This window comes from Alteromonas sp. H02 (genome assembly GCF_059682525.1).
The window spans coordinates 1,914,307-1,931,856 of the sequence record NZ_CM185021.1; the positions used below are offsets into that span (position 1 = coordinate 1,914,307).

Sequence of the window (17,550 nt, forward strand, 5' to 3'; positions counted from 1 at the left end):
TGCGGAACAGGCGGGTGAAGATCAGTCACTGGCTGACTGAAGTGATTTATCGCCGGTAAGAAAATTGAACAGAAGTTCAGTGACTGCATTTAATTGTGTTCGCAGTCGTCCGGGGTAAAGTTGATTTAATTTGTCCAGGCGATCAGCCTGGGTATGCCAGATATAACCCCACCGTTGTTCCTGTTCGGGATTACAGGCGGTTTTCTCACTACGGTCGAAGCAATCCCACAGTGATGGATGCAGTGCCTGTGAATAGCCGTCGTAACCATCACGCCCATTAATCGAAAAATTGGTGGCTTCAATATAACCGACAGGAATACCAGCACAGGCAAAAGGCGCATGATCTGACCATTCACCGGTCTCACCTTGTGGGTAGCCAGGATAAGCAGGATGTAACCTAAACGGCAGGGAGTTGGCGCTGGCAACGCTCATCAATGCATCGCGCACCGACGCAGACGAATTATAGCTCTCGACTTTATCGCATCGTTTATAAACTTTCTTAGTCGGACTGTGGACATACAGGTAATCACCACCTGCGATAGTATCCAGGTTAATCATTGCAGTGGGGAAGGGAGCGCCGGTTAAGAAACGACGGTCGTTCTGCAGGGCTGTTGTAAAAGCTTGCGAACCAAACAAACCCACTTCTTCGGCACCAAACAGCACCAGAGTTACAGAGTCTTCAAGTTCCATGGTGCTGAGCTGTTGGCCAAGAGCTAACAGCAACGCTACGGCGATACCGTTATCTGTTACGCCCTGAGAACCTTCATCTTCTCCCGTAGAGTCGGCGTGAGCACCGATGACCAGATGCTCCCCTGATTTGCCTGGAAACGTGAGCCAAACATTCGCACTGCGCTTTTTGCTGCCCCGTACAGTAAACGTTACCGGCTGACTATTAACGGGAACTCCTGTGCTTTGGCTCCAGTACCGGTTGGTAAAGTCATGCAGCAACCTGCGTTCATTAGAACTGCCTGCAGGGCGGGCGCCAACGTCACTTACGATTTCCTGCAGAATCTGCCAGCTTTGCGCAGATACCTGGGCCGATGGCGACGGGGTGGATACGGTTTGTGCCAGGCTGAAACTGCTAAACAGCAGTTGAGTAACAACCAGGAGCTGAACAAGAAAAACAATGCGGGTCATAATTCGTTAGCAATCGAAATTGAAAAACACATATAACAAACATAACGCTACTATGCATTGAAATTAAGATTGTTTGGGTAATAGAGGGGATTGCTTAAATAGAGCTGGAGCCAGTAAGTTGGCTCCCCCTCCCCGACTCGAACGGGGGACCTGCGGATTAACAGTCCGTCGCTCTAACCAACTGAGCTAAGGGGGAACACTATATCTTACTACTTACTATTGAAACTTGGCTCCCCCTCCCCGACTCGAACGGGGGACCTGCGGATTAACAGTCCGTCGCTCTAACCAACTGAGCTAAGGGGGACCTGTGTTTCAACGGAGGCGAATATTAATGACGTAAGATTCTTGTGTCAACAAACTTCGTGAAAATTTTCTTTCGTTTGGACAAAAAATGTCATGTAGCGTTGTTTCAGCTCAAAAAACAAACGAAACGCATGTTTTTTCGACTTTACTCAGGCTTACAAGGCTAATTCATTGAATATTATTAGGTTAATGTCAGTTGTGGAAGAAACAGGGATGCTCTGTGTTACTTTAGTAATTTAAATAAATAAATTTATAACTAAAAGCTATTAAAAAACTATTGAATACTGTTTTTATATACAGATTTTCATAAATATGTAACCATTGAGGTATTCTCACAAGGTTAGTCGTTACTTACAAAAAATGCTGTCGATTAACGTCTAAGCCGCGCCAATACTGGCTCTTAATTAGTTATCCACCAAATCTGTGGATAACTATGTTGATAGAATTGTCGGAAGAGAGAGAGCACTGCACGTAAGTCAATTTATTGTCACATAGTTGTCACATTGTGGTGGTTTAAAATTTAATAAAAACAATAATTTATATTAAATCTATTGGGTAATAGACGAATGTATGTCATTTTTTTAATTTTGGGGATAGACATGATTTTTCTTGTGTGTTAAACGCTGAGGTAATGGGTGTGGTAACGCTTTGTTAACAATAAATTCACTTAATACACAATTTTGTACGCTGTTTAAAAGTTATTCGGTTTACAGGATGAAGGACCGGATTTGCTTAGATACACGTTCTAAGCGCCTGATTGCTTATGTATAGGTTGTCACAATAGTATCTGGGTGAAATATGAACAAATAAGTTTCCGTTATTAATCGTGAAATTGATAAAAAGAGCGGAAATGTTGCCGGTTTATGTTCTAGCGTTTTTATTTGATAAATCCCTGTTGTTCACTGACGCGGTCGATTACACTTGGACATTACATCTATTGGCTTTAAAAATCGCCAAATTAATTAACCATTCCGGGCAAGATGCTACGTAGTAATCTTAAACTACCTCGTTGTTTGCCACATGATGCCGGGCAGGCAGTCAGTAACGTCAGTCTATTAAAGTTATAAGTGAGCAGAGTGAAGCAGGATAAATCACGAGATTTAATCAATGGTGATATTGCCGAGTCGTTAAAACGCATGACCGTTCCCATGATCATTGGCATGATCATGATGATGAGCTTTGGCCTTATTGATACTTTTTTTGTAAGCCTGCTGGGTACTGAGCCACTGGCTGCAATCAGTTTTACTTTTCCGGTAACTTTTACACTAATCAGTTTGAACATTGGTCTCGGTATCGGGACCTCAGCCGTGATCGCCCGCCTGGCCGGACAGGGCAAGCAGGATGGCGCCCGGGAGACTGGCTCCGGGGCACTGATGCTGTCTTTCATTATGGTAGGCATTCTTGCTTTGTGCGGTGGCTTCAGTATTGATTTTGTGTTTCAGTTACTGGGCGCTCAGCAACATTTGATGCCGCATATTCATGATTATATGGAAATCTGGTACTTTGCTTCGGTGTTTCTCGCTATGCCGATGGTGGGGAATAGCATACTACGCGCCCGCGGCGACACCAAAACACCGAGCATTATTATGGCCACGGGCGGTGGCATCAATGCGCTGCTGGATCCGCTGTTTATTTTTGGTTTGGGTCCGGTGCCAGCCATGGGCATTGGTGGTGCAGCCCTGGCTACACTTATTTCCTGGATTGTTTGTTCAGTGTGGATTCTGTATTTGCTGGCCAGGCAACGTAATTATATTTTACCCCGTCTGTTAACAGTCAAAGAGTTGGCTGAACGTAGTCGCTCTATCTTGCATATTGCGCTGCCGGCTGCCGGCGCTAATATGCTTACGCCTATTGCCGGTGCCATTCTGACCCGCGTTGTTGCAGGGTATGGCGAAGAAGCCGTCGCTGCCTGGGGGGTAGGGAGTCGGCTGGAGTCATTCACTACCATAGTGGTGCTGGCGCTATCGATGTCATTACCGCCGTTCATTAGTCAAAACATGGGCGCCAATTGCATTGGTCGCGTCAAAGACGCGTATTGGCTGATAGTAAAATTTGTGCTGGCGTGGCAATTGTTTATCAGTGTGGTGTTATGGCTGTGCTCTGGCCTGTTGGCATCGCTGTTTGCCAAAGAGCAACAGGTGGCTGAATTGATCCAGATGTTTCTGGTTATTGTACCTTTAGGGTATGGTTTACAGGGCATCGTTATCCTCACCAATTCCTCGCTAAATGCGATTCATTTGCCTATGTCGGCGCTGGTACTTAGTGTGATTCGGCTGTTCGTCTTTTTTGTGCCGATCACCATAACCATGGGCGTATTTTATGACTTGCAGGGTATCTTTACCGGCGCGGTGATAGCGAACTTATTAATGGCTGTGGTATCGGTGTACTGGTTCCGACGGTCTTTGCGGGTAGTCTCTGTACAAACACACGAATAAAGGTTTTATAACATGGCAGATAAAGGCTTTGAGCTTGTTTCCAAATATCAGCCTGCGGGCGACCAGCCCACAGCGATTGAAGCGCTGGTGGACGGACTGGAAAGCGGTCTTGCTCATCAAACGCTGTTAGGGGTAACCGGTTCAGGTAAAACCTTCACCATGGCCAATATTATTAACCAGGTACAACGCCCCACATTGTTGCTGGCACACAATAAAACCCTGGCGGCGCAGCTATACGGCGAGATGAAGGAATTCTTCCCGCATAATGCCGTAGAGTATTTTGTGTCTTACTATGACTATTATCAGCCTGAAGCTTACGTACCGAGCACCGATACCTTTATTGAGAAAGATGCCTCGATAAACGACCACATTGAACAAATGCGGTTGTCGGCGACTAAAGCGCTTATGGAGCGTCGTGATGTAGTGATTGTGGCCAGTGTTTCGGCCATCTACGGTTTGGGCGATCCGGAATCCTACATGAAAATGCTGCTGCATTTGCGCACCGGCGATACCATCAACCAGCGTGATATTTTAAGACGTCTGGCCGAGTTGCAATATAAGCGTAACGATTTGGCTTTTGAACGGGGCACGTTCAGGGTGCGCGGCGATGTGATTGATATTTTTCCGGCGGACTCTGAGAAACAGGCGGTGAGGGTAGAACTGTTTGATGAAGAAATTGATCGCATCAGTCTGTTTGATCCGCTCACCGGTTCCGTTGAGAAAAACGTGGTGCGGGCGACCGTTTTCCCTAAAACGCACTATGTAACACCGCGGGAAAAAATTCTCAGCGCGGTGGACCGTATTAAAGATGAGCTTGCCGACCGCAAAAAGCAACTGCTGGAAGTCAATAAACTGCTGGAAGAACAGCGCATCTCTCAGCGCACTCAGTTCGACATCGAAATGATGCTGGAACTGGGCTATTGCTCCGGGATTGAGAACTATTCACGCTACCTCTCTGGTCGGGCGCCTGGCGAGCCACCACCAACATTGCTGGATTACTTACCGGCTGATGGTCTGATGTTTATCGACGAATCTCATGTTACGGTGTCGCAGATCGGCGCAATGTACAAAGGTGACCGCTCGCGCAAGGAAACCCTGGTGGAATACGGGTTCCGGTTGCCGTCGGCACTGGATAACCGGCCGCTCAAGTTTGATGAATTCGAGCATATCTCACCACAAACCATTTATGTGTCAGCCACGCCAGGTAACTATGAACTGGAGAAATCCGATGGCGACGTGGTTGAACAGGTGGTGCGCCCCACCGGCTTGTTGGATCCGGTTATCGAAGTACGCCCTGTGGCCACGCAGGTAGATGACGTGCTGTCTGAAATTCAACTGCGGGTAGCGGTGGATGAACGGGTACTCATCACCACACTGACAAAACGCATGGCCGAGGATTTAAGTGAGTATCTTAACGAGCATGGCGTAAAAGTACGGTATTTACACTCGGATATCGATACGGTGGAGCGGATTGAGATCATTCGTGACCTGCGCCTGGGTAAATTTGATGTACTGGTGGGAATAAACCTGCTGCGGGAAGGTCTGGATATGCCTGAGGTATCGTTGGTAGCGATTCTCGATGCGGACAAGGAAGGCTTCCTGCGCGCTGAAAAGTCCCTCATTCAAACCATGGGCCGGGCGGCGCGTCATGTTAATGGTAAAGCCATTTTGTATGCCGATACCATTACCGGCTCCATGCGCAAGGCGATTGATGAAACTGAGCGTCGCCGCACGAAACAAATAGAGCACAATACGGCCAATAACATAACCCCACAACGGTTGAATAAGCCAATCACTGACATAATGGACCTGGGCGATTCGGTAGCACCGGGTTCCGGTCAGGTTAAGTTGCGCAAAGTGGCGGAGTCTAAGAAGGCTGCTAAAGCGGCTTCGGCCACCGAGCTGATGGCGCAGGTGAGCGAACTGGAAAAGCAAATGTTCGAATGTGCCAAAGAGCTGGAGTTTGAAAAAGCGGCGTCGTTACGGGATGAAATTGAGCAACTAAGAAAGCAGGTAGTTGCCCTCTCTTAACAATTGAAGTGTTGCCGGCACGGCCCGCCAGAGCAGTATTTTCCTGCTTTGGCTATTGAACACGAAAAATATGATTGTAAATATTGTGTACTGTGCCTATTATGGTTTGAGTATTGATAACTATACCTATTTTGGGTGCAATCATGTTAAACCGATTACAAGAATCTGATATCAAACTACTGCGGGTATTCTATGCGGTAGCCAGTTGTAATGGCTTCACGGCAGCTGAGCCGGTATTAAGAATGCAGCGTCCCAATATCAGTGCTGCCATCAAAAAGCTTGAGGAACGGCTGGATCTCGTGCTTTGTCATCGTGGTCGCGGTGGCTTTCAGATGACCAAAGAAGGCGAGGTGGTTTTTCAGGAAACCAAACGTATCTTTAATGCCTTCGATAACTTTGTTTTTAATTTAAAATCACTGCACGACGACTATTCTGGTCACATTACTCTGGTATTGATGGCTGGCCTGCCGCTGTCTATGCATCTTGCAGTAAGCCGGGCTGTAAAAAGCACCATGAAAAAGTTTGATGATATTCATGTGAATATTCAAACCCGTCTCTATAACGAAGTTGAACACGTGGCGCTGTCGGGTGAATGTCATCTGGTGATCTCCACCTACGACATGGTGAAACCGGAATCGGTGACTTTCCACCCCATTGGTACGTCTTGTAAAGGCCGGTTGTACTGTGCGCCTTCTCATCCGTTGGCCAAGTACCGGGATGTGGATGCTTTACCTGAAAACGTCAGAATCGAAGATTACCCGGCCATCGGCATTTCGGGCTTATCATCGGCCAATTACATTGATGGCGATCGTCGCCTGGCTATTCAGACATTCTCTGATTCATTTGATGCCGCGATGTCGGCCATGATGACCGGTGAGTATGTCGCGTTATTGCCAGACTACATGGCCAAAGAGCAGGGTGTCGCGTTAGGACTGGTGTCTATTGCTAACGGTAATCTGTTTGAATTCAGCCATGAGCTGTTTGTGATGAATGGCAAGAATACCCGGTTAAACCCGGTACTGCGCCACTGTATTAAAGAGCTCAGCTACTTTATTACCGAAAGCCAAAAGTAAGATTACGCGGTTAAATAAGCGCCTTAATGAGAAATCATCAGGCGCTTTATTTTTTGCGGATGGTCATTGCACCACTGGCCAGAAAGAATTTCCAGTGTCCTTCTGCACTGCCGTCAGGATTAAAATCCAGTTCAACGCTGCCGGAGTCCGTATCGGTGCGATAGGTACCTGCCAGGCGCATAATGCCTTTATTGATATTGTTTAAGGTCATCACACCATTGCGGAAATCATAATGGATAACAAACTGCTCGTCGTTGGCAAAATAGGCTTTTTCAATCGGGTAGTTGCCAATGTCGCCCAGGCTGAGCTCAAATTCCTGTGGCGATGCCGATAAGCGGCTTAACGCCGTCAACAGCATTGACTCAGGAGCAGGAGGCTGTTTATCAGCCTCACTGGCTTTTGTCATCAGACTTACTTTTCCGGTTAATACAACCAGGTAGCTGCCATCAGGTTGATAACCAATGTCGAGAACATCGTAACCAGGTTCCAGCACTGCTTCAGCCTGGCTTTCAATGTAATCAGATTTGATAAGATAATCTTCCATGGTGGTGAGCGATTTTACGGAAACGCCAGCACGTTCAATGGCTTCACGCTTAGCAAACAGCACCGCTTCTTTGTAATCCTGCCCGGCAGTGGACTTTACGCCGTCATCATATCCCTTAATTTGCACCGCAATGCGTTGGTTAGCGAGGGCGGGTAAAGCCAACCCCAGAGCTAAACCGACAAGGCTTAACAGGACTACTTGCATGGTAAAACTCCTTTAATGGGGTTAGTCAATAAGGTAAACGTTTATTTATTCATAGTCCAACGGGTCTGTTCTGCCATTATCCCGGAACGCTTCAAGACGCTCCTGACAGGCACCACACTGGCCACAGGCTTTTTCCCGGCCGTTATAACAGGTCCAGGATTTGCCGTAATCCAGACCCATTCTCAGGCCGTCAGTGAGAATAGCCGTTTTACTTACTTTAAGGTAAGGGGTGACTATCTCAACCGCCTCGTAATTGGCGATGGCACACACATCATTCATTTTCTCGACAAATTCAGGACGGCAATCCGGATAGATTGCGTGGTCACCTGAGTGGGCTCCGTAGTAAACCTTCGTGGCCTCTTCACTCACAGCATAACCCACTGCCATAGAAAGCAGGATCATATTGCGGTTAGGCACAACGGTGGTTTTCATGCTGGGCTCTTCGTAATGCCCTTCAGGTACCTCAATATCGCTGGTAAGCGCTGAGCCACCTATCAGGTCGTTAATAGCCGAGATATCGACAATTTTATGGGGGATCGATAATTCGGCACACACCCGCGCAGCATAATCGAGCTCTTTTTTATGGCGCTGGCCATAATTGAAAGACAGTGCCATGGGCGACTTTCCATCTTCCAGCGCTTTATTAAGCACGGTAAACGAGTCCATGCCGCCGGAATAGATAACAATCACTTTTTCAGACATAACAGGTATAATTTAATAAATGATAACGGAATTTTATGCTATCCCTGCTAGAATCCCAACAAGAATCACGACAGGATTAAACAATTGACAGATCAACGACTCAATATCAATGAAATGTTCGAAACCATCCAGGGCGAAGGTGTATATACCGGCGTGCCAGCGGTGTTTGTGCGCCTGCAAGGGTGCCCGGTAGGGTGTCCGTGGTGTGACACTAAACACACCTGGGAACTGAACGAGAACATGATAGACAGCGTTGATGCAGTGATAAATAAAGCCGCTGAGTCAGAGCGCTATTTCGGTATTTCAGAACTGGGTTTACTGGCTCTGTTTGAGCAGCAGCGCTATCAGGCCAAACATGTTGTGCTGACAGGCGGAGAGCCCTGCATGTACGATTTAACAGAGCTCACTGAGTTACTTCATGAGCATGGTTACACCACCCAAATTGAAACCAGTGGCGCGTTTGAAGTGCGCTGTGCCAAAGACACCTGGGTAACGGTTTCGCCAAAAATCAATATGAAAGGGGGCTTCGATATTCTGACCAGCGCTCTTGAACGCGCAAACGAAATCAAACACCCCATCGCCATGCAAAAGCACATTGATGAGCTGGACGCGCTACTGTCGCGCCTGGACGCGGTACCAGACATCATTTGTCTGCAGCCCATCAGCCAGCAGCCCAGAGCCACAGAACTGGCCATTAAAACCTGTATCGAACGTAACTGGCGTTTGTCATTGCAAACGCATAAGTACGTCGGCATCGCTTGAGGCCGGGCCAATGAAAAAGCACATTTTTACCCTACTGCGCGGCAGGACTTATCACGGTATTGGACTGGTATTTATACTGTTACTGTGGACGCTAAACGTCAGTGCTGCCAACTGGTCTATTCATTACCCGCGCCCCATAAATGAAAGCGACAGTCGTCACGATTATCCGTTAACGCTGCTCAAACTGGCGCTTAGTAAAACCGGAGTGCGTTATACACTTACGCCGTCTGAACGCATTTTGCTGCAGGGCAAGGCCATTCGGCAGTTAAAGGAAAATCGCGAAATCAACATCGTTTGGGTGATGACGGATATACAGCGCGAGAAGGAGCTGCTACCGATTCGTATCCCTATTCATAAAGGGTTGATTGGCTGGCGCGTGTTTTTAATTAACCAGGACTTGTCCGCCAAGTTTCATAACATCCGCGAAGTCCGGAATTTAACCCCTTTAACGGCGTTACAGGGTGCCGAGTGGCCGGATACTAAAATATTGCAGTCTAACGGGTTTAATGTGCTCACTGTGTCTGAGTTTCCCGAGGCATTTAATCGCCTGGAGTTAAAACAGGGCGACTTTTTCCCACGGGCCGTTAGTGAAGTACTGGGAGAATTAAATGCCCTTTCACTGGATGACGATATTGTACTCGAGCCATCTTTGGTTATGCATTATCCGGCGGCAATGTATTTCTTTGTGAATCGTTCCAATCCTACCATGGCGAGGCTGATTGAAACGGGATTACGAAGAGCCCTGGAAGACGGCTCTTTCGATAATATCTTTGTCAGCCATCATCGTGAGGCGTTGCTTAAAGTCAACGTAGCTGAGCGCAAGGTATTTCACCTGGAGAATCCATTACTCCCTAAAGAAACGCCGCTGGATGATAAAGCCTTATGGTTTGATCCGCAGATCCATACGCCCCAAAGCGCCCCTAATAAAGAATAATCAGTAGAAAAAAACAGCACCTAAAGGTGCTGTTTTTTTTAGTAGGTAAGCAAAAGTTATGCTTTGCCGTGTACGCCCTGCATGGAGCGGCCAGACGGGTCAGCATTGTTCTTAAAGCTCTCATCCCATTCAAGGGCTTCAACCGTACTACAGGCAATTGACTTACCGCCAGGTACACAGCGAGCTGCAGTTTCTTGCGGGAAGTAACCTTCAAAGATTGTGCGGTAGTAGTAACCTTCTTTGGTATCCGGGGTATTGATTGGGAAGCGGAACTCCGCAGAAGCCAGCTGTTGATCGCTTACTTCGTTGGCAACAAAATCCTTAATTGAGTCAATCCAGGAGTAACCTACACCGTCACCAAACTGTTCTTTCTGACGCCATAACACTTCTGGCGGCAGCGTTTCACCGTTATCAAAGGCTTCACGCAGAATGTACTTTTCCATTTTGCCGTTACCACACATTTTGTCTTTCGGGTTGAGGCGCATGGCCACGTCCATGAATTCTTTATCCAGGAAGGGGACACGGGCTTCAACACCCCACGCCGAGGTAGCTTTATTAGCACGGGCGCAATCGAACATGTGCAGGCGGTCGAGTTTACGTACCGTCTCTTCATGAAACTCTTTAGCATTCGGTGCCTTGTGGAAGTACAGGTAACCACCGAAGATTTCATCAGAGCCTTCGCCCGACAGTACCATTTTAATACCCATTGCTTTAATCTTACGGGTCATCAGGTACATTGGCGTAGCGGCACGGATAGTGGTGGTGTCGTAGGTTTCCAGGTGATAAATCACATCACGAATGGCATCCAGACCTTCCTGAATAGTAAAGTGGATTTCGTGGTGCACCGTACCAATCATTTCTGCAACTTTCTGGGCAGCCACTAAATCGGGGGCACCTTCAAGGCCTACAGCAAATGAGTGCAAACGCGGCCACCAGGCATCGGATTTGTCTTCATCTTCAACCCGTTTGGCAACGTATTTGGCGGCGACAGCAGAAACCAGTGATGAGTCCAGACCACCAGATAACAGCACGGCGTAAGGTACGTCTGACATCATGTGAGATTTAACCGCTTTTTCGAAGGCTACGCGCAGTTCTTCGATGTTCGACTCGTTGTCTTTAACGGCGTCGTATTCCATCCAGTCGCGCTTATAGTACTTCACCATTTCACCGGTTTTGCTCCACATATAGTGGCCCGGAGGAAATTCACTAATCGTTTTACAAACCGGGGCCAGCGCTTTCATCTCGGAAGCCACGTAGAAATTACCGTGTTCGTCGTAACCGGTATACAGCGGGATAATACCAATATGGTCACGGGCAATCAGATAGGCATCTTCTTTTTCGTCATACAGAATGAACGCAAACATGCCTTGTAAATCATCAATAAACTCAACACCGCGCTGTTGATACAGCGGCAGAATGACCTCGCAGTCAGAGCGGGTTTTAAAGTTGTAAGGAGTGTCCAGCTCTTTAGCGAGCTGCTTGTGGTTGTAGATCTCACCATTTACAGCCAGAGCCTGGTGACCGTTGTCACTGATCAGTGGCTGGGCACCCGTATCAACATCGACGATTGCTAAACGCTCGTGACACAAAATGGTATTGTCATTATTCCAGATACCCGACCAGTCAGGGCCGCGGTGACGCAGCGTTTTGGTTAGTTCCAAAGCTTGGGTTCTGAGTTCAGACACATCGGTTTTGATATCTAAGATACCGAAAATACCACACATAAGAAGCGTTCTCTCTTGTCACATAGTTAAAGGATAATGTTTTCTGTCGGTGCTCGAATTGACGTACAGCGGTGGATTATTTTTTTGCAGGATAAAACCTTTACACTCGCGACTACTGAATGTGCCAGCATGAGCAAAAAATGCAAGTACAATCTGGTCTATTTAAACATTTAGATAAAAAAAACCGCCGAAAGCGGCGGTTTTCTGAAGGGGGCTGATTATTTGCGCTGAAACTCACTGGTTTCACGCCATTGCGGCCAACTGTCTTTGTTGGCGACTAAATAACCAACTTCCATTAATAGCTGGGTATCCTGAGATATCCCGCTCAGATCCCAGTCGTCCCGAAACTTGTCACAGACCTGATGATAACAGCCGGTCACTATCACGCTGGTACGTTTACGATATTTCGCGGTTTCTTCGTCAAAGGGCTCGCTTCCACCTTTGGCATAGAGCGCCGGAACACCCACTTTGGCAAAGCTGAAATGATCGGAACGATAGTAATAGCCCGCCTCAGGACGATCTTCCTGAGTGACAGTACGACCCTGACGAGTCGCTGCAATAGTCAGCTCTTCTTCAAGATCGGATTTACCCATGCCAATTACCGCGATGTCTTTGGTTTTACCCAGCACATTCATGGCATCCATGTTGATATTGGCCACGGTTTTATTAAGCGGGATAATCGGGTTGTCGGCGTAGTACTTCGATCCCAGTAAGCCCTGTTCCTCGGCGGTGACAATTAAAAATGACACAGAGCGTTTTGGCGCGGGAGTGAGTTTACTAAAGGCCTCAGCCATAACCAATGCGGCGGCAGTACCGGTAGCATTATCGTGTGCGCCGTTATAGATCTGATCGCCCTCAAGACTTTCATCCTTGCCCAGATGATCCCAGTGCGACGTGTAAATCACATGCTCATCCGGTTTTTCGCTTCCGGGCAGGGTAGCCAGCACATTGTAACTGGTTGAGGCCTGATAGGTGTTTTGCACAGTTACCGACATGTTCTGCTCGAGTGGCACGGAATAGGGGCCTTGCATGGCTTTAGCTTTTTCTTCCTCGAAATCAAGGCCGGCATCGGCGAAAACACGGGTAGCCGCGTCCAGGGTTAACCATCCTTCAACGGCTACGCGGCTGGCACCTTTATCCGGGCTAACCAGGCCATACTGCGGGCCACTCCAGCTATTAGCCACCACCGACCAGCCATAAGAAGCCGGAGCTGTTTCATGAACAATAATGGCACCCGCGGCGCCCTGACGGCTGGCTTCTTCGTATTTATAGCTCCAGCGACCGTAATAGGTCATGGTAGTGCCCTGAAATTTACCGCCTTCCGGGTTTTCAAATCCTGGGTCGTTAACCAGAATTACTACGGTTTTACCGGTTACATCCAGGCCTTCGTAGTCATTCCATTCGTATTCCGGAGCATTAATGCCATAACCGACAAAAACAAGCTCTGAATCGGTAAGTGTTACCACATCCTGCTCACGTTTGGAGCCGGCAACCATATCGGTTTTGTAGTCAAAAGTGTGATTGCCAATGGTCATGGTCATGCCCGGATCGGCGGTAATTTCCATCAACTCCACCGCTTGCAGGTAACTGTCGCCGTTGCCCGGTTCAAGGCCAAGTCGTTTAAATTCTGAAACCAGAAAATCGAGGGTTTTCTTTTCCCCTGCTGTCGTTGGCAGACGCCCCTCAAATTCATCAGACGCCAGGGTCTTAAGAGGCGGCGCAATTTTGTCGGCAGTAATGCTGTTATATACCGCATCAAAGTTGTTTTGTTCTGTCGAAGTTGTGGCCGCAGGTTCCTGTGAGCAGGCAGATAACCACGCTACTGAGGAAACAACTAACGGCAACAGGAGGATTTTTTTCATTTATTTTTCTCTGATTGCTTTACATTAGCTTTCCAGTATAGAGAATTCAGTACAAAATTGAACTGCTAAGATATCCTCGTTTTCTCATGTCTTCACACCCCGATTCAGCAAGATCATCCTCTTTGCCACTAGACACTTTATTTTCCACTTTCAGGATGGCAGGCCGCAATCCGCTTAGTGCGCCACAACTTAATGACTATGCCAGACTGATGGACGAAGGCTGGGCAGGTCCGGACTTCATTGATGATGACCAGGCCGATTTAGCAAAGCGCTATTATGAAGTGTTTATCGCTGAGGAAAATCAGGTGCCAACACGCACCAACTGGCATGACACCTTTAATGCGATGATGTGGATAGCATTTCCGCGCAGCAAAAAGCTGATTAATACACTGCACTGTGAGGAAATTGCGCAGTTTGGCATTCACCCCAGAACCCCTAAACGTAATCGCATTACCCATTTTGATGAATGCGGGCTGGTGATTGCCCTGCCACAAGACAAACTCGAAAAAGGTAATCAACTGTTGGAAAGGTTGGCAAACCATCAGTGGCAGGAATGTTTGGTTGATAATCAGCACGAATGGGGCAACACGTTGTTTCCAGTGATTATTGGTCATGCCCTTTACGAAATGTTGCTGGACCCGTTTATTGGCTTAACGGCAAAATGGCTTGCGGTGATTGTGCCTGCAGGGTTTGAGAAAATGGATGAGAAAACCCGCTATAAGATGATAGATGTGGCATTGTCTGAGCGGCTTACTAAACTTGACGGGTTGGCGGCAAAAAACACCTTAAAACCCATTCCATTGCTGGGGATACCAGGCTGGTATTCGGAACAGAGCGAGGCATTTTATGTCGATACAGGATATTTTCGGCCACTGGCGCCTAACGCGCCAGCCACCGTTCAATTGCCGCTTTACCAAACTTAGAAAAGCTTAATCAGCGCCCAGACACCCATGATAATTACAAAGGGAGCCGCTGCGATAATTGCAGACTTTTTGGTGTCGAAACTGGTCCACTGGGTAATACCTACCGTTATCAGATAGACCGACCATAACGTTTCCAGCCGCAATGCCTGAGCGAAACCGAACCAGTCTGATTCCATACTCACATTAAAGACATAGGCTACGGATAAAGGGCTGAGTATAGTGGGTAATATCTGATGGTTATCTTCAATGGAGATTAGTGCAATACCCAGTAAAGTGCTAACCACAACCGGCATGCCTGCCCACCAGGTAAAGCCATACCAGTCGGTGTAACCGTTTAGATTTTCTTCGTCGGACTTCGTTGTCAGGTTCAGATAGAGTGCCAGAATAGCGTTAAACACAATAGGGCCCAGAATTCCGAACATTATCATGGCTACCATGACCTGGGGCTGGGCCATGTTACCGCGGATGTTATCCTGTTCTGCGGGGCTCAATTCGCCATACTGAGTATCTACCAACATATTTTTATACCACTCGAAGTCAACAAAGTTGATATACAGGTAAGCGGGTAACACACTCATCAAAATGACAACGAAAAATGGTATCCAGGACCAGTTGTTTTTTTCGTCGATGGCTTTGAACACGCCGTTAGGTTTAAAAAAGATGTTATTGCATGCCTGGAACGGATTGGTGACTTCCGACATCCCTGACTCCTTATATTTTGTAACATTTCTGCAGATTATTATTTTTAGTCATGCCAGTATACTCATAATTACCATCGGTTTGCGTGAAAAAATGTAACGAAGTTTCACAAGCCAAACGGACCAATAACAATAACTTAGGGAAGGATAATGATAGAAATCTCAAATCTGGCAAAAAAATTCGCCGTTGAGAATCCTAAAAAGCTCAGCGATCAGGAAAAAAAGGATCCTCGTTTAAAAGGGCGGTTTTTCCATTCTGTACAGGACGTGTCCTTTTACTGTGAATCCGGTGAGGTGCTGGGGTTATTAGGCCCGAATGGCGCCGGTAAAACCACCACGTTGCGGATGTTATCCACTGCACTCACTCCCGACAGTGGTGAAATCATTATTAATGGCACCAATGTGGTAACCAAACCTGTTGTTGCTCGCCAGATGATTGGCTTTTTGTCAGGCTCCACCGGGTTATACGGACGTTTGACTGGTCGCGAAAACATAGCCTACTTTGGTCAACTGCATGGTATGACTGAAGAACAGATCGATGCGAAAATCAGCGAACTGGCTGATATTCTGGATATGCACACCTTTCTGGACCGTCGCAGTGAGAATTTCTCGACCGGTATGAAACAAAAAACCGCCATTGCCCGTGCGGTGGTGCACGACCCGAAAGTGGTTATTCTGGATGAACCTACAACAGGCCTGGATATTATGGCCGCGCAAACGGTGCTGGACTTTATCCGTCGCCTGAAAGATCAGGGCGTGCCGGTGATTTTTTCCACTCATCACCTGGATGAGGTAGCGGAATTGTGTGATCGGGTAACCGTTATTCATCATGGCAAGACCCATTTTTCTGACTCCTTTGATGCGTTTAAAGCGCAGGCGGAAGGGTCACTTCACAAGTCATTTATGCATGTCATCAATCAGGGAGCGTAGTTATGTGGAAAGTCATGCTGAAAGAAATTAAAGAACTGCTGCGCGACAGAAAAACGTTATTTTTCATGGTGGCATTGCCAATCCTGGTGTTTCCGCTATTGATTGGTGTGGTGATGTTTTTTGCCGGTAAGGCGGTTGATAAAGCCGAAAATAAAGTGCTCGATTATGCCGTAGTGGGGGCTCAGTATGCACCGGCTCTGGTTGAAGACTTAGCTGCATCTGATTTGTTCAATCAGGTTATGATTGATGAAGGTGAGGATATTGCGGCTTTTGTAAAATCGGAACAGGCTGATTTCGTGCTGGTTATTCCGGATAACTTTAGTGAGGACGCGCTGCAAAGTGGCCAGATCGAGCTGAGCCTCTACTTAAATGATGCTGGCCTTAACATGGTTCGCCGCCGACTGGATAAAATCGTTGATGTGTATGCCGAGCGCAGTCAGCAGAAAGCCTTCGCTTTACTCGAGCTTGATGAGTCACAGCAAGTGGCGCTGATTGAGCCAATTGTGATTAAGAAAGTCGATGTGGCTGACAAACGCGAAAACTGGGGTGAAAAGATTGGCGGCATGATCCCGTACTTTATCTTTATGCTCTGTTTACAAGGCGCCATGATCCCGGCAACTGATTTAGGCGCGGGTGAGAAAGAGCGCGGCACACTGGAAACACTGCTTATTTCGCCTATTGAACGCCACAAATTGGTGTTAGGTAAATTTCTTACCATTGCGCTGGCAGGAGCCACTTCGGCTTTGATTACGGTATCAAGTATGGCTGTGTGGGGGCTGGTAATCAGTCAGGGAATGGCAATTAAAATGGTTAGCGAGTTTATGAGCGCCATCAACGCTATCGACTTTGTGCTGATGTTCTTAATGCTGGTACCCGTGGTGGCGATTTTCTCCGCGGTATTATTGAGTCTGTCTATTTACGCTCGCAGCTTTAAAGAAGCGCAAGGCTATATGACGCCGCTGGTGTTTGCCGTTATCGTACCGGTTATGCTGGCAATGCTACCCGGCGTCGAACTCAAAGGTGGTTGGGCCTGGGTACCATTAACGAACGTAGCCCTGGCCATCAAAGAGCTGATTAAAGGCACCATGGATTACTTCCAACTGTTCGCCATCTTCTCTTCCACTGCAGTTATTGCCGGTGCACTGTTGTACTTCTGTGTGTTCTGGTTCAACAAAGAAAAAGTGTTGTTCCGATAGCCACTGTTAAAAAGATGCCTGGGCATCTTTTTACCCCGGTAGTGCCCGAAAGGCGCTATCCGGGCTTTCCTCAACAGGTCGACTCATTCAAT

The 17,550-nt window shown here is 47.5% G+C and carries 14 protein-coding genes and 2 tRNA genes; 8 read left to right on the plus strand and 8 right to left on the minus strand.

Annotation, left to right across the window (positions count from 1 at the left end; genetic code table 11):
* Window positions 1–21: 21 nt before the first annotated feature.
* From AC566Q_RS08765 to AC566Q_RS08775, 3 genes are all read right to left on the minus strand, one after another.
* Window positions 22–1,137: a M28 family metallopeptidase gene (locus tag AC566Q_RS08765; RefSeq protein ID WP_499615868.1), complete on the minus strand. Its 1,116-nt coding sequence runs from the start codon at window positions 1,135–1,137 to the stop codon at window positions 22–24.
* Between the two features lie 119 nt (window positions 1,138–1,256).
* A tRNA-Asn gene (locus AC566Q_RS08770) sits at window positions 1,257–1,333 on the minus strand.
* Window positions 1,334–1,364: 31 nt separating this feature from the next.
* A tRNA-Asn gene (locus tag AC566Q_RS08775) sits at window positions 1,365–1,441 on the minus strand.
* Between the two features lie 1,135 nt (window positions 1,442–2,576).
* On the opposite strand from AC566Q_RS08775, the gene AC566Q_RS08780 reads away from it, so the two are divergent.
* The 3 genes from AC566Q_RS08780 (at window position 2,577) to AC566Q_RS08790 (ending at window position 6,979) form a co-directional block, all read left to right on the plus strand.
* Window positions 2,577–3,875, plus strand: a complete 1,299-nt coding sequence (locus AC566Q_RS08780) for an MATE family efflux transporter (RefSeq protein ID WP_105936778.1) — start codon at window positions 2,577–2,579, stop codon at window positions 3,873–3,875.
* Between the two features lie 12 nt (window positions 3,876–3,887).
* Window positions 3,888–5,906, plus strand: a complete 2,019-nt coding sequence (gene uvrB / locus AC566Q_RS08785) for an excinuclease ABC subunit UvrB (protein WP_499615871.1) — start codon at window positions 3,888–3,890, stop codon at window positions 5,904–5,906.
* 143 nt (window positions 5,907–6,049) lie between these two features.
* Window positions 6,050–6,979 carry a LysR family transcriptional regulator gene (locus AC566Q_RS08790; protein WP_105936747.1) on the plus strand — a complete coding sequence of 310 codons (930 nt, stop codon included), beginning with the start codon at window positions 6,050–6,052 and terminating at the stop codon, window positions 6,977–6,979.
* Window positions 6,980–7,025: 46 nt separating this feature from the next.
* Here AC566Q_RS08790 and AC566Q_RS08795 read toward each other — a convergent pair whose 3' ends face one another.
* Both AC566Q_RS08795 and queC read right to left on the minus strand, forming a co-directional pair.
* Window positions 7,026–7,727, minus strand: a complete 702-nt coding sequence (locus AC566Q_RS08795; RefSeq protein ID WP_105936748.1) for a hypothetical protein — start codon at window positions 7,725–7,727, stop codon at window positions 7,026–7,028.
* A 45-nt stretch (window positions 7,728–7,772) separates the two neighbouring features.
* A complete protein-coding gene (queC, locus tag AC566Q_RS08800) occupies window positions 7,773–8,429 on the minus strand; it encodes a 7-cyano-7-deazaguanine synthase QueC (RefSeq protein ID WP_105936749.1) in 657 nt (218 codons plus the stop codon).
* Between the two features lie 114 nt (window positions 8,430–8,543).
* On the opposite strand from queC, the gene queE reads away from it, so the two are divergent.
* Together queE and AC566Q_RS08810 are read left to right on the plus strand one after the other, a co-directional pair.
* Window positions 8,544–9,191, plus strand: coding sequence for a 7-carboxy-7-deazaguanine synthase QueE (gene queE / locus AC566Q_RS08805; protein WP_105936779.1), 648 nt, complete (start codon window positions 8,544–8,546; stop codon window positions 9,189–9,191).
* Window positions 9,192–9,201: 10 nt separating this feature from the next.
* Window positions 9,202–10,125, plus strand: a complete 924-nt coding sequence (locus AC566Q_RS08810; protein ID WP_105936750.1) for a type 2 periplasmic-binding domain-containing protein — start codon at window positions 9,202–9,204, stop codon at window positions 10,123–10,125.
* Between the two features lie 56 nt (window positions 10,126–10,181).
* Here the strand turns inward: AC566Q_RS08810 and asnB are convergent, their stop codons facing one another.
* A complete protein-coding gene (asnB, locus tag AC566Q_RS08815; RefSeq protein WP_105936751.1) occupies window positions 10,182–11,849 on the minus strand; it encodes an asparagine synthase B in 1,668 nt (555 codons plus the stop codon).
* 218 nt (window positions 11,850–12,067) lie between these two features.
* Window positions 12,068–13,711: a M28 family metallopeptidase gene (locus AC566Q_RS08820; protein WP_105936752.1), complete on the minus strand. Its 1,644-nt coding sequence runs from the start codon at window positions 13,709–13,711 to the stop codon at window positions 12,068–12,070.
* A 122-nt stretch (window positions 13,712–13,833) separates the two neighbouring features.
* Between AC566Q_RS08820 and AC566Q_RS08825 the strand changes: the two genes are divergently transcribed.
* Complete coding sequence (locus AC566Q_RS08825; RefSeq protein WP_499615876.1) at window positions 13,834–14,634, plus strand: DUF3025 domain-containing protein; 801 nt, start codon at window positions 13,834–13,836, stop codon at window positions 14,632–14,634.
* Here the strand turns inward: AC566Q_RS08825 and AC566Q_RS08830 are convergent.
* Window positions 14,631–15,335 carry a Yip1 family protein gene (locus tag AC566Q_RS08830; RefSeq protein WP_499615878.1) on the minus strand — a complete coding sequence of 235 codons (705 nt, stop codon included), beginning with the start codon at window positions 15,333–15,335 and terminating at the stop codon, window positions 14,631–14,633. The two genes, AC566Q_RS08825 and AC566Q_RS08830, sit on opposite strands and share 4 nt — an antisense overlap.
* Before the next feature lie 147 nt (window positions 15,336–15,482).
* On the opposite strand from AC566Q_RS08830, the gene AC566Q_RS08835 reads away from it, so the two are divergent.
* A complete protein-coding gene (locus AC566Q_RS08835) occupies window positions 15,483–16,262 on the plus strand; it encodes an ATP-binding cassette domain-containing protein (RefSeq protein ID WP_499615881.1) in 780 nt (259 codons plus the stop codon).
* A gap of 2 nt (window positions 16,263–16,264) precedes the next feature.
* Window positions 16,265–17,458, plus strand: coding sequence for an ABC transporter permease (locus AC566Q_RS08840; RefSeq protein WP_499615884.1), 1,194 nt, complete (start codon window positions 16,265–16,267; stop codon window positions 17,456–17,458).
* Window positions 17,459–17,550 lie beyond the last annotated feature (92 nt).

Excerpts from the sequence above, each read along its gene's own strand:
- AC566Q_RS08820 (WP_105936752.1), bottom strand. The coding sequence starts at position 13,711 with ATGAAAAAAATCCTCCTGTTGCCGTTAGTTGTTTCCTCAGTAGCGTGG.
- AC566Q_RS08830 (WP_499615878.1), bottom strand. The coding sequence starts at position 15,335 with ATGTCGGAAGTCACCAATCCGTTCCAGGCATGCAATAACATCTTTTTT.
- AC566Q_RS08840 (WP_499615884.1), top strand. The coding sequence starts at position 16,265 with ATGTGGAAAGTCATGCTGAAAGAAATTAAAGAACTGCTGCGCGACAGA.
- AC566Q_RS08765 (WP_499615868.1), bottom strand. The coding sequence starts at position 1,137 with ATGACCCGCATTGTTTTTCTTGTTCAGCTCCTGGTTGTTACTCAACTG.
- uvrB (WP_499615871.1), top strand. The coding sequence starts at position 3,888 with ATGGCAGATAAAGGCTTTGAGCTTGTTTCCAAATATCAGCCTGCGGGC.
- asnB (WP_105936751.1), bottom strand. The coding sequence starts at position 11,849 with ATGTGTGGTATTTTCGGTATCTTAGATATCAAAACCGATGTGTCTGAA.
- AC566Q_RS08780 (WP_105936778.1), top strand. The coding sequence starts at position 2,577 with ATGACCGTTCCCATGATCATTGGCATGATCATGATGATGAGCTTTGGC.
- AC566Q_RS08790 (WP_105936747.1), top strand. The coding sequence starts at position 6,050 with ATGTTAAACCGATTACAAGAATCTGATATCAAACTACTGCGGGTATTC.
- AC566Q_RS08795 (WP_105936748.1), bottom strand. The coding sequence starts at position 7,727 with ATGCAAGTAGTCCTGTTAAGCCTTGTCGGTTTAGCTCTGGGGTTGGCT.
- queC (WP_105936749.1), bottom strand. The coding sequence starts at position 8,429 with ATGTCTGAAAAAGTGATTGTTATCTATTCCGGCGGCATGGACTCGTTT.
- queE (WP_105936779.1), top strand. The coding sequence starts at position 8,544 with ATGTTCGAAACCATCCAGGGCGAAGGTGTATATACCGGCGTGCCAGCG.
- AC566Q_RS08810 (WP_105936750.1), top strand. The coding sequence starts at position 9,202 with ATGAAAAAGCACATTTTTACCCTACTGCGCGGCAGGACTTATCACGGT.
- AC566Q_RS08835 (WP_499615881.1), top strand. The coding sequence starts at position 15,483 with ATGATAGAAATCTCAAATCTGGCAAAAAAATTCGCCGTTGAGAATCCT.